The organism is Rhizobium sp. 11_C7_N12_5, from assembly GCF_051811145.1.
In the GTDB taxonomy this organism is placed as follows: domain Bacteria; phylum Pseudomonadota; class Alphaproteobacteria; order Rhizobiales; family Rhizobiaceae; genus Rhizobium; species Rhizobium lusitanum.
The window spans coordinates 142528-161202 of record NZ_JBPWPY010000002.1 but is presented as its reverse complement, the minus strand read 5'-3'; the positions used below and the strand labels follow the sequence as shown (position 1 = coordinate 161202).

At 61.0% G+C, this 18675-nt stretch carries 15 protein-coding genes; 3 read left to right on the top strand and 12 right to left on the bottom strand.

Annotation, left to right across the window (positions count from 1 at the left end; all coding sequences use genetic code 11):
- Positions 1 to 46 precede the first annotated feature (46 nt).
- On the bottom strand, positions 47 to 1384 hold the full coding sequence (locus AB8B29_RS19940; protein WP_037192818.1) for an adenylate/guanylate cyclase domain-containing protein: 1338 nt from the start codon (positions 1382 to 1384) through the stop codon (positions 47 to 49).
- Positions 1385 to 1785: 401 nt separating this feature from the next.
- Positions 1786 to 2961: a DUF3095 domain-containing protein gene (locus AB8B29_RS19935; RefSeq protein WP_037192821.1), complete on the bottom strand. Its 1176-nt coding sequence runs from the start codon at positions 2959 to 2961 to the stop codon at positions 1786 to 1788.
- A gap of 146 nt (positions 2962 to 3107) precedes the next feature.
- Between AB8B29_RS19935 and AB8B29_RS19930 the strand changes: the two genes are divergently transcribed.
- The gene (locus AB8B29_RS19930) at positions 3108 to 3587 is read left to right on the top strand and encodes a class I SAM-dependent methyltransferase (protein ID WP_037192824.1); all 480 of its coding nucleotides are present in this window, start codon (positions 3108 to 3110) and stop codon (positions 3585 to 3587) included.
- 2 nt (positions 3588 to 3589) lie between these two features.
- Here AB8B29_RS19930 and AB8B29_RS19925 read toward each other — a convergent pair whose 3' ends face one another.
- Positions 3590 to 4468, bottom strand: a complete 879-nt coding sequence (locus tag AB8B29_RS19925) for an FkbM family methyltransferase (protein ID WP_037192827.1) — start codon at positions 4466 to 4468, stop codon at positions 3590 to 3592.
- A gap of 84 nt (positions 4469 to 4552) precedes the next feature.
- Positions 4553 to 6277 carry an adenylate/guanylate cyclase domain-containing protein gene (locus tag AB8B29_RS19920; protein ID WP_037192831.1) on the bottom strand — a complete coding sequence of 575 codons (1725 nt, stop codon included), beginning with the start codon at positions 6275 to 6277 and terminating at the stop codon, positions 4553 to 4555.
- 198 nt (positions 6278 to 6475) lie between these two features.
- Here AB8B29_RS19920 and AB8B29_RS19915 point away from each other — a divergent pair, with 198 nt between their 5' ends.
- Both AB8B29_RS19915 and AB8B29_RS19910 read left to right on the top strand, forming a co-directional pair.
- Positions 6476 to 7579 carry a glycosyltransferase family 4 protein gene (locus AB8B29_RS19915; RefSeq protein WP_037192834.1) on the top strand — a complete coding sequence of 368 codons (1104 nt, stop codon included), beginning with the start codon at positions 6476 to 6478 and terminating at the stop codon, positions 7577 to 7579.
- On the top strand, positions 7569 to 8315 hold the full coding sequence (locus tag AB8B29_RS19910; protein ID WP_037192836.1) for a polysaccharide deacetylase family protein: 747 nt from the start codon (positions 7569 to 7571) through the stop codon (positions 8313 to 8315). Before AB8B29_RS19915 ends, AB8B29_RS19910 begins: the two co-directional genes overlap by 11 nt.
- 36 nt (positions 8316 to 8351) lie before the next feature.
- On the opposite strand, the gene AB8B29_RS19905 is transcribed toward AB8B29_RS19910, so the two are convergent.
- The 8 genes from AB8B29_RS19905 to AB8B29_RS19870 all read right to left on the bottom strand — a co-directional run bounded on the left by AB8B29_RS19905 (position 8352) and on the right by AB8B29_RS19870 (position 18530).
- On the bottom strand, positions 8352 to 9182 hold the full coding sequence (locus AB8B29_RS19905; RefSeq protein ID WP_037192838.1) for an MBL fold metallo-hydrolase: 831 nt from the start codon (positions 9180 to 9182) through the stop codon (positions 8352 to 8354).
- A gap of 289 nt (positions 9183 to 9471) precedes the next feature.
- The gene (locus AB8B29_RS19900; protein ID WP_037192840.1) at positions 9472 to 9999 is read right to left on the bottom strand and encodes a winged helix DNA-binding protein; all 528 of its coding nucleotides are present in this window, start codon (positions 9997 to 9999) and stop codon (positions 9472 to 9474) included.
- Between the two features lie 51 nt (positions 10000 to 10050).
- Positions 10051 to 13677: a hydantoinase B/oxoprolinase family protein gene (locus tag AB8B29_RS19895; protein WP_051963313.1), complete on the bottom strand. Its 3627-nt coding sequence runs from the start codon at positions 13675 to 13677 to the stop codon at positions 10051 to 10053.
- 256 nt (positions 13678 to 13933) lie between these two features.
- Complete coding sequence (locus AB8B29_RS19890; RefSeq protein WP_037192842.1) at positions 13934 to 14650, bottom strand: ABC transporter ATP-binding protein; 717 nt, start codon at positions 14648 to 14650, stop codon at positions 13934 to 13936.
- Positions 14631 to 15395, bottom strand: a complete 765-nt coding sequence (locus AB8B29_RS19885; protein ID WP_037192845.1) for an ABC transporter ATP-binding protein — start codon at positions 15393 to 15395, stop codon at positions 14631 to 14633. The genes AB8B29_RS19890 and AB8B29_RS19885 overlap by 20 nt, the downstream gene beginning before the upstream one ends.
- Positions 15392 to 16396: a branched-chain amino acid ABC transporter permease gene (locus AB8B29_RS19880; RefSeq protein WP_037192847.1), complete on the bottom strand. Its 1005-nt coding sequence runs from the start codon at positions 16394 to 16396 to the stop codon at positions 15392 to 15394. Before AB8B29_RS19880 ends, AB8B29_RS19885 begins: the two co-directional genes overlap by 4 nt.
- Position 16397: 1 nt before the next feature.
- A complete protein-coding gene (locus tag AB8B29_RS19875) occupies positions 16398 to 17261 on the bottom strand; it encodes a branched-chain amino acid ABC transporter permease (protein WP_037192849.1) in 864 nt (287 codons plus the stop codon).
- Between the two features lie 96 nt (positions 17262 to 17357).
- Positions 17358 to 18530 carry an ABC transporter substrate-binding protein gene (locus AB8B29_RS19870; protein ID WP_037192851.1) on the bottom strand — a complete coding sequence of 391 codons (1173 nt, stop codon included), beginning with the start codon at positions 18528 to 18530 and terminating at the stop codon, positions 17358 to 17360.
- Between the last annotated feature and the right edge of the window lie 145 nt (positions 18531 to 18675).

Here is an 18675-nt window from a genome sequence, read left to right as displayed (position 1 = left end):
TTTCCAGTGATGTATCGGCTTGTGCTGACCTAGCCAGCCGCGGAGATCATGGAGCGAGCTTTTCGACTTGAAGACGGCTTTCGAACTTCTTGGCATCCCTGTGCAGCAGAATGACCTGCTCGGCCTCGGACAAGGCATCGATTGTCGCATCATGGAAGATCTCCGTCGTGCCGTTGGCAATGGTGCTGGCCTTCGGGGAAACGACGGTGAAGCGCTGGCGCACGCCTCTTAGCTTCTCTTCGCCGAGCGTGCCCCATTCGCTGCCGGTGTAGCCGGAGAATGCCTGGCTCGCGACCACTTCGGTCCCATATTTCTTGGTGAGGGACTGCAACCGTTCCACTTCGTTGACGGCGGCACCGAAGGCCGAGAAGGTGAGGCGATCCTTCAGCCCGACATTGCCGAACATAACGTTGCCGACATGCAGGCCGATGCCATAGCGCACTTCGCTCAGGCTGCGAGCCTGACGATCCTTGTTCAGCGCGGCAACGCGGCGCTGGGCCTCGAACACCGCCGACAGCGCCGCCTCGCAGGCGACTTTGGACGGATCCTTATGCCGTCCGCAGGGATAGACGGCGAGAAATCCATCGCCGAGAAAGCTCAGGATTTCGCCGCCGTTGCGGTTGAACGGCGCGGCAATGGCATCGAAGAATTCGTTCAGCGTATCGATATAGGCCTGCCGCCCTTCCTTTTCGGCATAGACGGTCGATTGCCGCATGTCCCCCATGACCAGTGCTGCACGGATCGTCTCGCCGTCGCCGCGGCGGATCTGGCCGTTGAGCACGCGTTTGCCGGCATCGCCACCGAGATAGGTGGTCAGCATGTTGTTGGCGAGTTTGCCGAGAACCGCCATCTTGGCGGCCATGGCAAGATGGTTCTGCATGCGCATCAGCGCGCCGATCATCTCTTCGCTGAAGCCGCCGACGCTGTCTGTCGACCAGGACCCCATCATGCCCTGGACTGAGCCGGCGCCGAAGGTCTGCACGAAGGCCAGGTAGTCCGTCACCTTCTCCTTGCGCAGGTCCTCGAAAACCGGAAACTCCAGAGGACCGTCGGTGTCGATCCGGCGGCGCAGGTGCAGGAGACCGTTGGACAGAAGATAGTAATAGGGGCTCTGCATGAAGCGTTCCGGCTTGTCGTTCACATGCCGGTAGCCCTCGATCGTCAATCCGCCGGCCCGACGCCAGGTGAAGCCAAGCGCGTCATAGAGGGGATGCAACATCGAAAAGGTCAGATGCACGCGCGCGACCGGAAGGCCGGAAGCCGCCATGCGCTCGCAGAAACCGCGAACGATGCTCTCCAGATTCTCGCCCGTCAGCGCCGCCTGGGTCAACCATTCAGCAACCTTGTCGAGAAGAATATCGGAAACAGTAGAATGAACGGTCATTTTTTCCGCGGCCTATCCTTGCGATTCCCAATGCTCCGCCCCGGCAATACGCCGGACGCCATATACTGCGGGCTGATCGCCAGCGGCAACACCGGCCCATCGGCTGAGGTCGGATGAAATAATTATGCGACAGACGACGGCGCTCTCCCCCAGAAACTCTGGATAGCGCCGGCGCCATAAAAGATTTGGCTGCACTTTTTCCCTCGCGCCAGACGCATAAAGGTGCAGCAGAAGACAGCCGGCAAAACTACCGACTCTCGTTTTGTTCCCCTTCAGATAGGGCGAAAATGCGGCTCAAACAATGGGCGAGACCGACATGGGCCGATAAAATCACTGTCGCGCTGACATGCTCGGCATGCAAACGCGGCAGCAGGACCTGCTATCGCCGCGCGCGGCCGGAATCATTCGCCGGCTGCAAGTTCGGATGGTTGCTTGCCTCGCAACGCCATGGCCGCCATTGCATAGCCGCCACTGGCGCCATCGATGAAATGCATATGATCACGCATCAGCGGCGTTGGCACGAAGCAGGTCATCAGAGCACTGTCCTGGCGATGCAGCCCGTAGCGGCAGATGCCTTCGGCCTCGGCTTGACGCAGACGCGCCTCGATGCGCGAGAGCTGCGCCGCATCGACATCGATGGTCATCTTCAGGCCATCGTCAAACTTACGAAAATCGGAGTTCGCGGCGAGATCGCGCCTGTAGACCTTGGCGTCAAAAGTCGCCACACGGAGCCCGAACTTGTCGAGGATGTAAACGGCAACGATCTGCAGGGCAACAGCAATCTTGCGGCGCCAGCGATCGGCGGGCGCAGCCGAGGCACGCGCCTCGATGTCGGCACCGTCGAAGATCAGCGACGGCGTCGGTCCCTCGACCGGCACGGGATGGGCGTCACGGCTTTGCTCTCTGGAAATGGCGATGATATCTGCGACGAGCTGCTGGAATTTCGCGCTGTTGCCGCTATTGCCGGGGACCGCGATGATCGAAACGATCTCGCCATTATGGGCCTTGATCGGATTCCAACGACAGGACAGGCCTGTGAGGTCCGGTCGCGCCTCCGCTGCTGCCGCCTCGACGATGAAATTTCCCGCCTTCATCTGCCTTTCCGCCCAGCTCGTGCCGCCACCGAAGAACATGGCGTAGGAGACATACTCGCTCGGATTGAAACGAGCGACCATAACGTCCAGCCCCTCGCCACGAACGGCCGACATGGGTACGAGCGCCGTGCGCAGATCGAGCTGCAACTCTTCCTTGACCCACGCCCGCACCGCTGCAAGCGCCTGCCGCACCCGCGCTTCTCCCGATGGCGGTATGGCGACCAAGGCGCCATCGCCACCGAAAACGAAGGGATAGTCGCCCTTGTCCAACGCGTTGAGCACAGCGGAAATCACGCTGGCGCCGGCCATGTTGACGGATTTGTAGTGACCGGAGGCAATGGCCTTGGTCGAGCTGACGATATCCGCGACCGCCAGCAACCAGCCATCCGGAAGGGGTCGGTAGTTGGCGCTGTCGGTAACGCCCTCGAAACGAGTGAAACCCGTCAATTTATGAAAGAAATCATCGTTGGATGGTTCGGCCATGACGGTTCCCCCTTTCACGAGCGCCGCGACAATCTATCCCTACAGCAAACACGCCGAAAAGCCAGTCGACGGTCGACGCGGCAATGCTGGCCGTGCTACGTCGACTAGGTAAGAGGCACCCAAAAGCCAAGGATAAGACAGATACGATGAGCCGCCTGGATAGTTTCATTCGCCGCCTGAGTGCGCAACGCGACATCCTCAATGCCGTTGCCGACGAGGTCAGAGCGCTCGATGGTCCAGTGCTGGAACTGGGCCTCGGCAATGGCCGCACCTTCGACCATCTTCGCGAGCTTTTCCCCGATCGCCGCATCATCGCCTTCGACCGGGCGATCAACGCCTACGGCCCGTCCATGCCGACGGCCAGCGACCTCATCCTGGGTGAAATCAAGGATACTGCCACGGATTTCATCGGCGCAGGCGCCTCGCTTGCCCATGCCGATATCGGCACCGGCTACGAAGACAAGGATGCTGTGACGTTGACATGGCTGCCCCAGACCATGGCCGGCGTGCTTGTCTCAGGCGGGCTTGCGGTCAGCGGCCTGCCCCTCGACCACTCCGATCTCGAAGCGCTGCCCCTGCCCGACAGCGTCAAGGAAGGACGCTATTTCATCTATCGGCGCAAATAGCTTCAACGCAAAAAGAGAACATCGAACTGGTCGCCTTCAGTCGGCAGATCGACCACCTTCATGGCTTGCTCGCGGTCTTCGAAGAAGGCCAGGCACTCGCTATAGTGACCGGCCAGGTCCGCAATGAAGGCCTTGGTCTGGTCCTTGCCGTAGAAAGCCGGCGTGAATTCCATATAGAGCGGCACCTTGCGGGCCATCAGTGCCTGCATCGATCGGCAGGCGACGGGCTCGTAGCCTTCGATATCCATCCAGATCAACCCGACATCGGTGGGGTCGGCTTCGGCCTGCGCAAGAATATCGGCGACCGGACGGACGGGAACCAAAATCTTCTCGTCGCTTGCGCTTTGGCGCAAGGCGCTGCTTTTGCCATGGTTCTTGTGGTTCAGATAGAAGTCGAGCTGCCCGCCGCGGTCACCGGCGGCGCAATTGACCGCAGTCACCATCTCCTGAAAGCCGTTGTCGGCGATATTGGCGGACAACAGGCGAAAATTGCGCGGATCGGGCTCGACGGTGACGATGCGGTCGTAGGCACCGCTAAGGGCAAAATAGCAGGTCTGCGTGCCGATATTGCCGCCAAGCTCCAACAGGACCTTTCCCTTGTGCAAAAGGCCGCGCTCGCGCAGCACGCTCAGCAGCCGGTCGACATGATCGCGCTCGAAATGCCCTTTGCGAAAGACCTTGCGGCCAATGTAGTCGGCCGGCGAAAAACTTAAGACATGATCGCCGCAGTCCACCGTCATCGTCTTGACGCGCGGGCCGAGCGCACTGATGAGGATATCGCGGCCAAGGCGCGTGTCGAAGAGGCGCGTGGCGATCGCGTCGCGCTTCCTGCGAAAGGCGCGCCGCCAGTATTTTCTCGTGAGGATATTGTGGTCGAACATGGGTGCAATCCCTACACCACGGCTTTCCCGTTGCAAACCGGGGCGTCGAGCAGCGCGAGGCTGTCGGCGAGGCGGCTCGAAAAATCAGGCAAAGCGGCTGCTCGCTTCTTTCGAAACGATATAGACCCGCAAAGGCTCGCCGCGGCCGCGAACGGCAATCTCACGGCTTTCGACGCCTGTGATATCGACCTCGGAGAGCTGGGCCACCGGCTCCGAAAAGACCAGCGTGCTGTTGAATTCCTTGGCAACGCTTTCGAGGCGGCTGGCGACATTGACCGTATCGCCGATCGCCGTCACGTTCTTCACACTGCCATATCCCATTGAGCCAACCACCGCCGAACCAGCGTGGATGCCGATGGCGATCTCCAGCGGCGCGGCCAACTCATCCGCCAGCTCCGCGCTGAGCTTGTCGATTTCCCGGACGATCGCCGCCGCCGCTTTCAAAGCCTGACGGTTCGCTTCCTTCGGTGTCGTACGCAGGCCGAACAGAGCCATGGCACCGTCGCCGATGAACTTGTCCATCCGGCCGCCATTCTCCTCGATGATGCGACCGACGATGGCGAAATAGCGGTTGAGCAGGAAGACGATGTCGAAGGGAAGGCGCGCTTCCGTCAGCGCGGTGAAATGGCGCAGATCGCAGAAGAACACGACGATCTCGCGCTCACGGCCCGGGCTGGCGGTTTGGCTGTAGACCGGCATCGTCGCTTCGGCCATCGGCGTCAGAAGCGGCACGACGCTGACGTTTCCGGTCGGGCGCAACTGGCAGGCGAGACGGATATCCGGAGTGGCGCCGATGCGGTTCAGCGTCTTCTGCTCCAGTGCCTCCGGCGGCGGCAGATTTTCGGCGCCCTCGATGATCTGCACGCGGCAGGTGGAGCATTGGCCCTTACCGCCGCAAACGGAATAATGCGGAATGCCGCCGAGGCGGCTTGCCTCGAGCACGCTGAAACCACGCGGCGCATGCACGACCTCGCCGCCCGCATAGCGGATGGCGACCTGATATTGCCGCTCGCGCAATCTGCGGTGAGCGCGAAAACCGAAGAGACCGACGATCGACAGGCTGAAGGCACCGTAGAATGCGGCGCGGTAAGGCCACAGGGCATCGGCCATCTGGCTGCCCGGTACGGAGCCCTTCTCGCCAAAGCTTCGCATGTCGCTGTAATAGCCGCCAGCATAACCGCGCTCGTCCTCCTCGGCTGCTTCATACGCTACGGTCTTGCCCATCGCCGCGAAGCCAAGCAGGGCGAGAACCGGAAGAACGATGGCGAAGGACAAGAGGACAGGGCCAACCGCCGTATACCAGGGGCGATAGCGCAGCCAGAAATGAACGCCGATACAACCATGAACCCAGACGATGATCAGCAGGAATGACTGGCGCAGGCCATTGGCGGGCGTTGTCAGCCATAGGCTGTGGACTATCGCCTTATACGTATCGTGATAGCCGTAAACATCATGCACGATACGCGTGGCAACGATGTGATCGATCAAAAGGAGCGGCACCAGCAGACCTGTGACGATCTGAAACGCTTCGCCAGCCGGCATGACGAGCGTGCGACGCCGATAAAGAAGCCTCAGCACAAGCAGGATGTGCACCAGCAGCGCACCATAGAGAAGCACGGTTCCAACCGGATTGCGCCAGACGGTCATGAACCAATGCTGTGCACGCTCGGCGGTGCCGAGAGAAATCAACCCGAGGGAGTGATTGGCCAGATGCATGATCACGAAAGTAAAAACGATCAAGCCGGAGCCAAGGCGGAACTTTCGCACGAGACGGTCGGAAATGATTGGCTTTCTTGCCTCGATAGTCATCAAACCCAATGTATATTATCCGTTCACAACAGAAGCGAAAACGGTTATCGCCTATCATCTAGCTGCAGAGCCGCATGCTGTCGAGGATGCGGCTTTTTGAAGCAGGGATTTTATTGTCACGCAACCGGTCGGAATTCGGGCAATCCTCTCACAATTCAGGCTTTTACCATCACTTAATCGTCAACCCCTACCGGCACCATGAAGATCGCATTCTACGCCCCGTTGAAATCACCCGACCACCCGGTGCCCTCGGGCGATAGGTTGATGGCGCGGCAGATCATGACAGTTCTCAGGATGGCGGGACACCAGGTCGATGTCGCCTCCGAACTGCGCAGCTTCACCCCGACCCCGGAAGCGGGATTGCGTGCGGAGATCGCCCGACAGGCCGAGGGCGAGGTGACGCGATTGCTCGGCCGATCACACAGCGAATCGCCGCCCGATCTCTGGTTTACCTATCACCCCTATTACAAGACGCCCGATCTCATCGGCCCGCCGGTCTCCCGGCAATTCGGCATCCCCTACGTCACCGCCGAGGCCTCCTATTCCAGACGCCATGACGACAACGGCTGGGGCGAAAACCAGCGTCTGATCGCCGATGCCGTGCGGTCGGCGGCCGTCAATCTGTGCTTCACCGAGCGGGATCGGATCGGCCTCGTCGACGCAATACCGGATGGCAGATACGAACGCTTTCTGCCCTTCATCGATGCAACGCCTTTCGGGTCGCCCAGGGGTGCCTCTGCCTCCAACAGGCTGATCACCGTTGCAATGCTGCGGCGCGGCGACAAATTCGACAGCTACGTCATGCTGGCCGAGGCGCTCAAACTGATCCGCGATCATGACTGGACACTGACCGTCATCGGCGACGGGCCGATGCGTGCGGAAGTAACGGCACTGTTTTCCACCTTCGACGGAGACCGCATAACGTGGCTCGGAGAGCGCTCGACGCCGGAGATCGCGGCGGAGCTTGCGACTGCCGGGATCTACGTCTGGCCCGGCTGCAACGAAGCCTATGGCCTGGCCTATCTCGAAGCGCAGGCGGCCGGGCTGCCCGTGGTCGCGCAGGCAACGGCGGGCGTGCCGGAAGTGGTGATGGACGGTATTACCGGGCTGCTGACACCGGCGGGCGACCTGAAGGCCTATGCCGATGCCATCGCACAGCTTCTGAACGACGAGGAGCAGCGGCGGATCATGGCAGAGGCAGCGCATGGATTCGTTCACAGGGAGCGCTCTTTGAGCGCGGCGGCAAAGCGGCTTGAAATCATTCTTCGAAAGCATCTGGGAGATACCTATTATGAGCGATAGAGCCGATTGGCAGCCCTTGCGCGACGAGTTGCGGCGTTGGACCGCGGCCGGGCGAAAGGCGAAATTCTGGTTCCGCGACGACGACGCCATCGAACCGACCCCCGCGCTTGACCGGCTGCTGTCGCTTTCGGATCGTTTCGACGTGCCGATGGCATTGGCCGTCATCCCGGGGCCGACCGGAGAGCCGCTGGCGGAACGCCTGGCGAGCCAGAGCCGTGTCACTGTCACCGTGCACGGCTGGACGCACCAGAACTATGCTCCGGATGAAACAAAGAAACAGGAGCTCGGCCTGCATCGCCCGCAGGCGATCGTGCTCGACGAACTGCATCGCGGCTTCGACAAGCTGAAGGCGCTCTATCCCTCGCAGTTTCTCCCCATGCTGGTGCCGCCGTGGAACCGTATCGACGACGCGCTGCTGCCGGAGCTTAGCCCCTTCGGCTATCGCGCGGTGTCTGTCTTCGGGTTGGCAAAGCAGGCGCCGATCACCCTGGTCAACACCCATATCGACATCATGAATTGGCACGGCGTGCGCGGCGGCCTCCCGCATGCCGGATTGATCGGACGCTTGGTAGAAGAACTGAAGAATCGCTTCGACGGCAATGACGAGCCGATTGGCGTGATGACGCATCATCTGGTGCATGACGACGTCGCCTGGGGTTTCGTCGAGGCGCTGTTCGAGGAAACGGCCGGCCACGCCGCCATCGAGTGGCGGCCGGTCGGCAATTTCTTAAGTTAGCGGCTCCGCCCCGAACGAAGCCGCTGCAACGGCGCCTTAGAGCTGCAGCGATTGTCCGTCGAAAGCGGCGAAGGCGCCTGGAAAGCTCTTCTGCGCGTCGCGCTGCATCTCGTCCAGCTCGCGATCCGCGCGCGCCGGTGCATGATGAAACAGGGCCAGTCGTTTGACACCGGCCTTCTTGGCGAGCTTGACGCCTTCCTGCCAGGTGGAATGCCCAAAGCCCAGATGCTTCGGCATCTCCGCTTCCGTATAGGTCGTGTCATAGATCGCGAGATCGGCATCGGCCATCAGGGATAGCGCGGCCTCGTCGAGATACCCGTTATGGTGCTCGGTATCGTAGACCATGGCGATGACGCGACCGGACCATTCGATGCGGTAACCGATGCAACCGCCGGGATGGTTCAGCCGGACCGTATGGATGACGATGCCCGGATGAGGCTTCAGCGTATCGCCAGCGGCGAAATCGCGAAAATTCATCGCGGCACGACAGATGTCGGGCTCGACCGGGAACCAGGGCGGCCGCATGAACTGGCCGATCAGCTGCCGCGTCGTCGTCTTGCCGGCCAGATGGCCCGACCAAAGATCGACGCTCACCCTCGGATCATAGATCGCATTGAAGAAGGGCAGGCCGATAATGTGGTCGTAATGCGAATGGGTGAAAAAGAGATCGATGTTGCGGACCCCTTCTTTTGCAAGCGACACCGCCGCTTCGCGTAACCCGGTGCCGGCGTCGAATAGGATATGCCTGCCGTCATGCCGCAACTCGATGCAGGATGTATTCCCGCCGTAACGCTCAAATTCCGGTCCAGATACGGGTATACTCCCCCGCACGCCCCAGAATTTCAGCTCGAAACTATCGTTGTTCATGGAAGTTTTTACACCATTCCCCTTTCCGTCAAAAAAAGCACACTTTTGCTATCGTGCGAAGCCAGCAATTTCCAAAAGTCGTGCGCTGGTAAAAAACTGGATCCCATCGTTCGGTCGATGCAGATCATCTGGCGAACATTCGCCAACGGATCGCACAGACCTAATATAGGTATGTCATGACAAAATAGATAAGACCCCGTTACTTGCATATCGGTGCGGCGTCCTGGCAGGTATCGGTTCGCGATGGAGCGCGAGAGCTCGCAAGGGACTTTCGTCCTCCTTGCCATCCTTACAGCGTGGCAGCCGACCGTGCCGCCTGCTCATAGTAGCCAGACAGCGCCCTGAGATGCGAGGCGATATCGGAAAGGCCATCCTGCGACAGGCCGGAGACCTTGGTGGCCTCCACCAACAGACGCTCGCGGATTTCGGTGTAACGCGCCAAGGCGTCCAGGCCCTTATCGGTTACCCGGATGGTCTTTTCCTTGCCGACCTTGCCGCTCTTGACGAGACCGGCCGCCTCCAGCTTCTTGATGGCGTAGTTGGCGACATGGGTGTCTTCGATATCGAGCACAAGACACAGATCAGCGAGCGTCTTCGGCCTGTCACGGTGCCGCACGGAATGGATGATCAGGATCTCGACCGGCGAAAGGCCGGGGATGCCGGCGGCCGCCATGCAACGCACTAGCCACCGATTGAACGCATGGGAAAACAGGATCGATCCGTATTCGAGCTCGGACAAGGCAGGCGAACTGCCGTCCGCAAGATGCGCAGACGATACGATCAGTTCACGCGGTCTACTCTTTTCCTCAGACGTCACCAGAGAACTCCTTCCGATCCGGATCAAGGCACTACAGACTTGGCAACGCGTCTATTCGTCCCGCTTTCCATAGCCGCCGCCCGTGGGAGTAACGACGGTGAACGCTTCGCCGGCCTCGAGCACCGTATGGGCAGAGCCGATCAGTTCCTCGACCGTACCGTCATTGCGCCTGACATAGTTGCGCCCGGTCTGGCCCGGCTCGCCCCCCTTTATGCCGAAGGGCGCTACGCGGCGATGGCCTGACAGTACGGCGAATTCCAGCTTTTCGCGGGTGCGGATGGTGCGCTGCGTGCCGTTGCCGGAATTCCACTTGCCTCGCCCACCCGAGTTGGGGCGGATGTGGAAGTCCTCGAGCACAACAGGGAAGCGCGTCTCGAGAATCTCGGGATCGGTAAGACGCGAATTGGTCATATGCGTGTGCACCGCATCGGCGCCATCGAAGCCGGGGCCGGCCGGCGCGCCGGAGCAGATCGTCTCGTAATATTGATAGACATCGTTGCCGAAGGTGAGGTTGTTCATGGTGCCTTGAGCGGCCGCAAGCGCCTCGACCGCGCCGAACAGGCAGTTGGTCACGGCCTGGCTCACCTCGACATTGCCGGCGACGACGGCAGCCGGATATTTCGGCGTCAGCATCGTGCCTTCGGGAATGACGATCCGGATCGGCCTGAGGCAACCGGCATTCATCGGGATATCGGCTTCGACCAGAACGCGGAAGACATAGAGCACGGCAGCCCGCGTCACCGGCTGCGGGGCGTTGAAATTATCGGCACGCTGCGCAGACGTGCCGGTGAAATCCACCGTCGCCTCGCGCTTGTCCTTGTCGATCGAGATCTTGACGACGATCTTGCAGCCCTGATCCATCTCATAGCTGAATTCACCATCCGGAAGGCGGTCGAGAACGCGTCGCACGCTTTCGGCGGCGTTGTCCTGGACATGCCCCATATAGGCATCGACAACCTCTTCGCCGAAGTGGACGATCATCTTCTTGAGCTCGGCGACGCCCTTCTCGTTGGCGGCAACCTGGGCCTTCAGATCGTTGACGTTCTGGGCGAGCGTGCGCACAGGATAGCGCGCGCCCGTGAGAAGCTTCGCCAGCTCCTCCTCGCAGAACCGCCCCCGATCGAGCAGTTTGAAATTGTCGATGTAGACGCCCTCTTCCTCGATATGGGTCGCGAGCGGCGACATCGAACCCGGCGAGATGCCGCCGATATCGGCGTGATGGCCGCGGCTGGCGACCCAGAAGCGGATCTTCTCGCCGACATCGTCGAAGACGGGCGTGCAGACGGTGAGATCAGGCAGATGCGTGCCGCCATTATAGGGCGCATTGATCAGGAACACGTCGCCCGGATGGATAACGGGGTTTTCACGGATCGCGGTTGCGACCGACGCATCCATGGAGCCCAGATGCACGGGCATATGCGGCGCATTGGCGACGAGATTGCCTTCGGCGTCGAAGACGGCACAGGAGAAATCCAACCGTTCCTTGATGTTGACGGAATAGGCGGTGTTCTGCAGCGTCATGCCCATCTGCTCGGCGATCGACATGAAAAGATTGTTGAAGATCTCCAGCATCACCGGATCGGCCTTGGTGCCGATGGCGCTGCGCTCCGGCAGGGCCTTGATGCGCTTGAGGACGATATGATCTTTGGCAGTCAGCTGCGCCTGCCAGCCATCCTCGATAACGATCGTCTGGTTCGGCTCGATGATGATGGCCGGGCCGGTGACAGTCTGGCCGGGCACGATCGCCTGGCGCAGCACGACCGCGGCATCATGGCTTGCGCCGCCGGAATAGAAGATCGCGCGCCTTGCCGCTTCTGCTTCACCTGTGCCAGTCTCGTTGCGCTGGACCGCGATATCGGCGGCAGCACCGCCGATGGTCTCGATCTCCACTGCCTCGACGACCAACGGCTTGCCCTCGGCAACGAAGCCGAAGCGGCGCTTGTGCAGTGTCTCGAACTCGCGGCGCAGGCGCGCGGGATCATCGATTTCGGGAAATGTCGTTTCGACCGCCAGTATGGTGTCGGTACCGGCGTAACGGATATGGGCGCGCTGGACCGTCTTGATTTCGTTTGCGGGGACACCCTGCGCTTCGAGCTCGGGCACGCATTCCCCACGCAGTTCGCTACCAAGTGCGGCGATGGCTGCGGGTGCTGCCTCATCAAGGGGAACGCCGAGCGCCTTCTGGCGCGTTGCCCGGATGTCGGCAAGCCCCATGCCATAGGCGGACAGAAGGCCGGACATCGGATGCAGGAGAATGCTCTTCATGCCGAGCGCATCGGCAACCAGGCAGGCATGCTGTCCGCCGGCGCCACCAAAGCAGTTGAGGGCATAACGCGTCACATCATAACCGCGCTGCACTGAGATCTTCTTGATCGCTTCGACCATGTTGGCAACGGCGATGCGAATAAAGCCGTCGGCGACATCTTGCGGGCTGCGGCCATCGCCGATCCGGGCGGCAAGCTCGGCGAACTTGCCGCGCACCGTATCGACATCGAGCGGCTGATCCTGATTGGGGCCGAAGATCGACGGGAAGAACTCCGGCAACAGCTTGCCAGCCATGACATTGGCGTCGGTCACCGCCAGCGGCCCGCCGTTGCGATAGCAGGCAGGCCCCGGAAAGGCGCCTGCCGAATCCGGACCGACGCGGAAGCGGTCGCCATCGAAATGCAGGATCGAGCCGCCGCCGGCGGCCACCGTATGGATCAGCATCATCGGCGCACGCACGCGCACGCCGGCCACTTCCGTTTCGAAGGCGCGCTCATACTCGCCGTCGAAATGGGCGACATCCGTCGAGGTGCCACCCATGTCGAAGCCGATGACGTTGGTAAATCCGGCCTGCTCGCCGGTTTTCGCAAGGCCGACGACACCGCCGGCCGGGCCGGACAGAATAGCGTCCTTGCCCTGGAACATATCGGCTGCCGTCAAACCGCCGGATGACATCATGAACATGACGCGCGCGCCGGTGCGCGCGACATCGAGCTCGTCGCAGACCTGGCCGATATAGCGTCCGAGCACCGGCGACAGATAGGCATCGATAACGGCTGTGTCACCCCGGCCGACAAGCTTGATCAGCGGCGACACTTCGTGGCTGACGGAAACCTGGTCGAAGCCGATAGACCGAGCGATCCGAGCAACCGCCGCCTCATGCGCGGGAAATTTGTAGGCATGCATGAAGACGATCGCGAGCGAGCGGTAACCCCTAGCAAGAAGCTCACGCAACGCCGCTTCCGCCGCCTTCTCATCAAGAACCAGTTCGACCGTGCCATCGGCCAGCACACGCTCCTCGATCTCGACGACCTCTTCGTAAAGCGCTTCCGGCTTGACGATCTCGGTCGCGAAAATCTTCTTGCGCTCCTGATAGCCGATGCGCAGCGCGTCACGAAAACCCTTCGTCGTTACGAGAGCCAGGCGCTCGCCCTTGCGCTCGAGAAGCGCGTTGGTGGCAACCGTGGTGCCCATGCGCACTTCGCCGATCGTATCGGCGGGGATCGGATCGCCCTTTCCAAGACCGAGATGCAGGCGAATGCCGTGAACGGCGGCGTCGCGATAAGCATCGGGATTTTCCGACAGAACCTTGCGGGCATGGAGAACACCAGATGGGTCGCGCCCGACGACGTCGGTAAAGGTGCCGCCGCGATCGATCCAGAAATCCCAACGACCCGAAATGTTCTCCGACAAATCCGCCTCCAGCAGAACGACGCCTATAACGATAACAATATATCGTTAAATTATCAACGTTTTGTCGTCAACATGAATTGATCAAGCGACGCTCAGCTTCAACACCGTGCGATGTGGTAATCGCTGATAATCTGCGGCAAGAAGCTACGCCTGCTCGGACACGGCCATGTCCAGCGTGTCAACTGACACGCAAGAGGTCGTTCAATTGCATTGTAAAGCCGCGCCACCGTTGACGCATGTCCTAAAAGCGGATGCGCTAGTGCAATCCGCCGACGCCGAGGAAGCGCTCGACGGCTTGGTGATCCTGAGCAAGGGCCTCGGGCGTCCCCTTCCAGGCAAGGCGGCCGCGCTCCAGAATGATGACGTCGCTCGCGAAATCGAGCGCGCTTTGAATGCGCTGCTCCACCAGAAGAATAGTCATGTCGCCTGTTTTGGCGAGCTCGGCGAACGCCGTCATCAGTTCCTCGCAGATGACGGGCGCAAGCCCTTCCAGCGGCTCGTCCAGAAGCAGGACGGAGGGGCGGCCGAGGATCGTGCGGGCAGTCGACAGCATCTGCTGCTCGCCGCCGGACAGCTGACCACCGAGGTTCTTGCGCCGCTCCTTCAGGCGCGGAAACATGTCGTAGGCTTCCTGTATCGCGCTTTTGGGCCGCCCCTTCAGCCCAACGGAGAGGTTTTCCTCCACCGTCAGCGTCGGGAAGACATCGCGCGTCTGCGGCACATAGCCGAGACCCTGATGGGCTCGTTTGGCGCTCGGCAGCCCGGCAATCTCGGCCGAACCCAGTCGGATGTGGCCATCGTAACGGCGCGTCTGGCCGGCAAGCGTTGCCAGCAGCGTGCTCTTGCCCATGCCGTTGCGGCCGAGCACGGCAAGCCTGCCGCCGGCCGGCACGGAAAAGGAAACACCTTCAAGCACCCGTGTCGGTCCATAGCCGGCCGACAGATTTTCCACTTCAAGCGGCGTGGCGGGCATGGGCATAGCTCCCGAGATAGGCTTCGCGCACACGCGCATCCTGCGTCACGTCTTTCGGCGAACCGTCAAAAATGATGGTGCCGGCGGCGAGTACCACCACGCGCTTGGCGAACCGGAAAACCAGATCCATGTCATGCTCGATCATCAGCACGGCGAGATCGGGCGGCAAATCGGCAAGCGCCTGCTCGATGCGGCCGGTATCGCTTTGCGGCACGCCGGCGGCAGGCTCGTCGAGCAGCAACACCTTAGGCTTCAGGGCCATGGCGACAGCGATCTCAAGGAGCCGCTGCTGGCCATAGGCAATCTCGCTGACCTTGCGATGCGCCAGGCCGGCAAGACCGAGCGTGCCGAGCAGTTCTTCCGTCTCGGCCATGACGTCGCGCATGGCAAGGAAGTTGCCGAACATGCGGCCGGAGCGACCCGTCCGCTGCAGGACCGCCATGCCGATATGTTCGGCCGGGGTCATGTCCTGAAACAGCCGGGTCACCTGGAACGAGCGCACCAATCCGCGCCGGACCCGGCCGATGGCGTCGATCCGGTTGACGTTGTGACCGGCGATATGGATCTCACCGGCATCCGGCCGCAGATTGCCGGTGACGAGATTGACGAAGCTGGTCTTGCCGGCGCCGTTCGGGCCGATCAGCGCGACGCGATCCCCCGGCGCCATGGACAGGCTGACGTCATTGGTGACAGTCAAGCCGCCGAAAGCCTTCCTCAGATTTGTGACCTCGAAAATCGCGTTCATAACCGCGCCTCCCTACGGCGAGCGACATAGGCGGCGGCCGTGCCGTAAATGCCCTTAGGCGCGAAGAGAACGACGAGGATCAGCAGTGCGCCGACGATCGTCAGCCAATGGAAGGGATTGGCGGCCGAGATATAGTCTTCGAAGAGCATGAAGATCAGCGTGCCGACAAGCGCGCCGAACAGCGATCCGGTGCCGCCTAGCACGAGCATGACGAGCGCCTCGGCCGACTGCGTGAAGGACAGGCTGTCGAGACCAACCACCTGCGTCGAAATCGCGTTCAATGCGCCGCCGACACCGGCAACGGCGCCGGAAATCACATACATCTTGATCAATGCCGCCTTCGGCGAGGCGCCCATGGCGCGAATACGCAAGGGATCCTGCCGGATGCCGCGACAGAGCATGCCGAACGGTGAGCGCACGAGAAAGCGCAGCAGCACGAGCACGATCAGCAGCAATCCGACGCCATAGATGTAGGCCGTATGCCCATAGAGATCGAATTCGAAACTGCCGAACAGCGGGTCCGGGGAAATGCCCGACAGGCCGTCGCTGCCGCCGGTCCAGCTCGAGGCCTTGTTGGCGAATTCATGGAAGAGGTAGATCAGCGCGATCGACAGCACGAGCTGCGGCAGGCCATGGGCTCGCAGAATGACGATGGAACAGACCAAGCCAGCGACCGCGCCGCCCAGGATGCCGGCAAGCGTCATCAGCAGGGGATCGTTGATGCCGTAATGCGCAGACGCGATGCCGGCGGCATAGGCGCCGGCGCCGAAGAGGGCCGCGTGACCGAGCGTCGCCACACCGCAATAGCCGGTGACCAGATCGAGCGACAGAACCAGAAGCCCAATGGCGATCAGGCGCGTCAGAAGCGCGAGATTGTCCGGAAACAGGATGTAGCCGACGGCGGCCAGCACTACGATAACAGCGACCGCAATCATATCCTGTCCAACAGTACGATGTCTGGTCACGGCGGGGGTGGCCTCTTTTTCCAGTGTCAGCGCCATCTTACTTCATCCTCCCGGCAAAACCGCGCGGGAAGACGCAGACGATAGCAATGACGGCCAGATAGAAGAAGAAGTCGCCATACTCGGGCATAAGGTAGCGGCCGGTCGTATCAATGCAGCCGAGGACGAGACAGGCAAGCAACGCGCCGGAGATGGAGCCAGCGCCGCCGACCGAGACGACGACAAGGAAAGTCACCATGTAACGCAGGGCATAATAGGGCTCGACGGGCAGCAATTCGGCGCCCACCACACCGCCAAAGGCGGCAAGCCCGACGGCTATGGCGAAACTGACCGCATAGACGATCTCGGTCCTCACCCCGAGAGCCGCCGCCATCGAGGCATTGTCGACCGAGGCGCGCAGCTTGACGCCGAAAGACGTCTTCTCGATCGTGTACCAGAGCGCCAGAGCGACGATAAGACCGCAGACGATTGCGAAAATGCGATGCGTCCCGATGGTGCGGAAACCGAGGTCGACAGAGCCTTGCAGGCTGCCGGGCAAAGGTATGGTCTTCAAGGTCGGGCCGAAGACATAGTTGGCGATGCCGATGATGCAGAAGGTGATGCCGATCGTCATCAGCACCTGTGTCAGTTCCGGCGCACCGTAGATACGCCGGTAAAGCAGTCGCTCGATCGGGATGGAAATAATCACCGTGCCGATTACGGCCAGCAAGACGGCAGCGGCATAACCCAATCCCAGATCGTGCGCCGCATAGGAGGCGATATAACCGCCGATCATGGCGAAGGCGCCATGGGCCAGATTGACGACGCGCATCAACCCCATGGTGACGGAGAGGCCGATGGAGATCACGAACAGCACCATGCCGTAAGCGAGGGCATCGACTGCTATGCTGAGCACGGTTTGCATTGAAATCACTGGTCCGGTTATTGCGGCGCCGACCTTTGGGTCTCTATCTGAGCGGAAACCAATTCTGCTCAGATAGGAGCTATCGGTTAGAGCGTCCTACTTCGCTGCCGCGAGGCCGGGATCGCCCTGCTTTTCGAAGGTCTGAATCTCCTTGTTGTAGTACTTGCCGTCATCGCCCTTGGTGACCTCGCGCAGATAGATGTTCTGCGTGATGTGACGGCTTTCGGGATCGATGGTGACCGGACCGCGGGGGCTGACCCAGGAAAGACCCTTCACGGCATCGACAGCCTTCTGCGCATCCTGCTTGCCGCCGGTCGCCTCGATCATCTTGTAGATGACATGCATGCCGTCAAAGGCGCCGACGGCCGGGAAGGTCAATTCGGCTGGATTGCCGATCGCCTTGTCGCCAGCCGCGACGAAAGCCTTGTTTTCAGGGGAATCGTGCGAAATCGCATAATGGAACGTCGTCTGCATGCCGAGGGCCGCATCGCCAAGCGCCGGCAGGTCGGATTCCTGCGTCAGGTCACCTGGGGCGAACAGCTTGATGCCGGCCGTCTTCAGGCCGTTTTCATTATAGGCCTTGACGAAGCCGAGCGTCGTCGGGCCGGAGGGCAGGAAGGCGAAGACGCCCTGCGCGCCTGAATCCTTGATGCGCTGCATGATCGGGCTAAAGTCATTGGTCGACAGCGGCATGCGTATGGCCTGCACCACTTCGCCACCCTGCTTCTCGAAACCGGCCTTGAAGGCATTTTCGGCATCGACGCCGGGGCCGTAATCGCTGACGACGGAGATGACCTTCTTGACGCCGGCGTCATAGGCGACCTTGGCGATCGGGGTCGATGTTTGCCAGGTTGTGAAAGAGGTACGAACGACAAGCGGGCTCTTGGTGACAATCGCCGATGTCGCGGCGTTGAAGATCACCATCGGCACATTGGCCTGCTTGAGGATCGGCGTCACCGCCATGGCGTCCGGGGTGAAATAGAAACCGGCGAGGTACTGCACATGCTCCTTGACGACCAGTTCCTGGGCCAGCGCCTTCGATTGCGCGGGATCGGCCTGCGGCACGTCGCGGTAGATCACCTCCACCTCATCATTGCCGACCTTCTTGCCATTGACAGCCATATAGGCATCGATGCCGGCCTTGAAATTCTTTCCCTGCAGCGCAAACGGCCCCGAAAAGGGTCCGATGACCCCGACCTTGATGGTATCGGCATAGGCAGCGCCGCCAAGGGCAACGGCCGCGATGGCGGCCAAGACAAACCGTTTCATTCTTTCTCCTCCCGGCGGCGCGGATTCCGAGCCGCCCCTGATCTTCAAATCTCGATCATCGCCAATTTCTCATAGGAAATAGTGATGTAAAATGAAATAAATATCATAACCCATAATTCATGGGTTATGATTGAAGGCCAATACC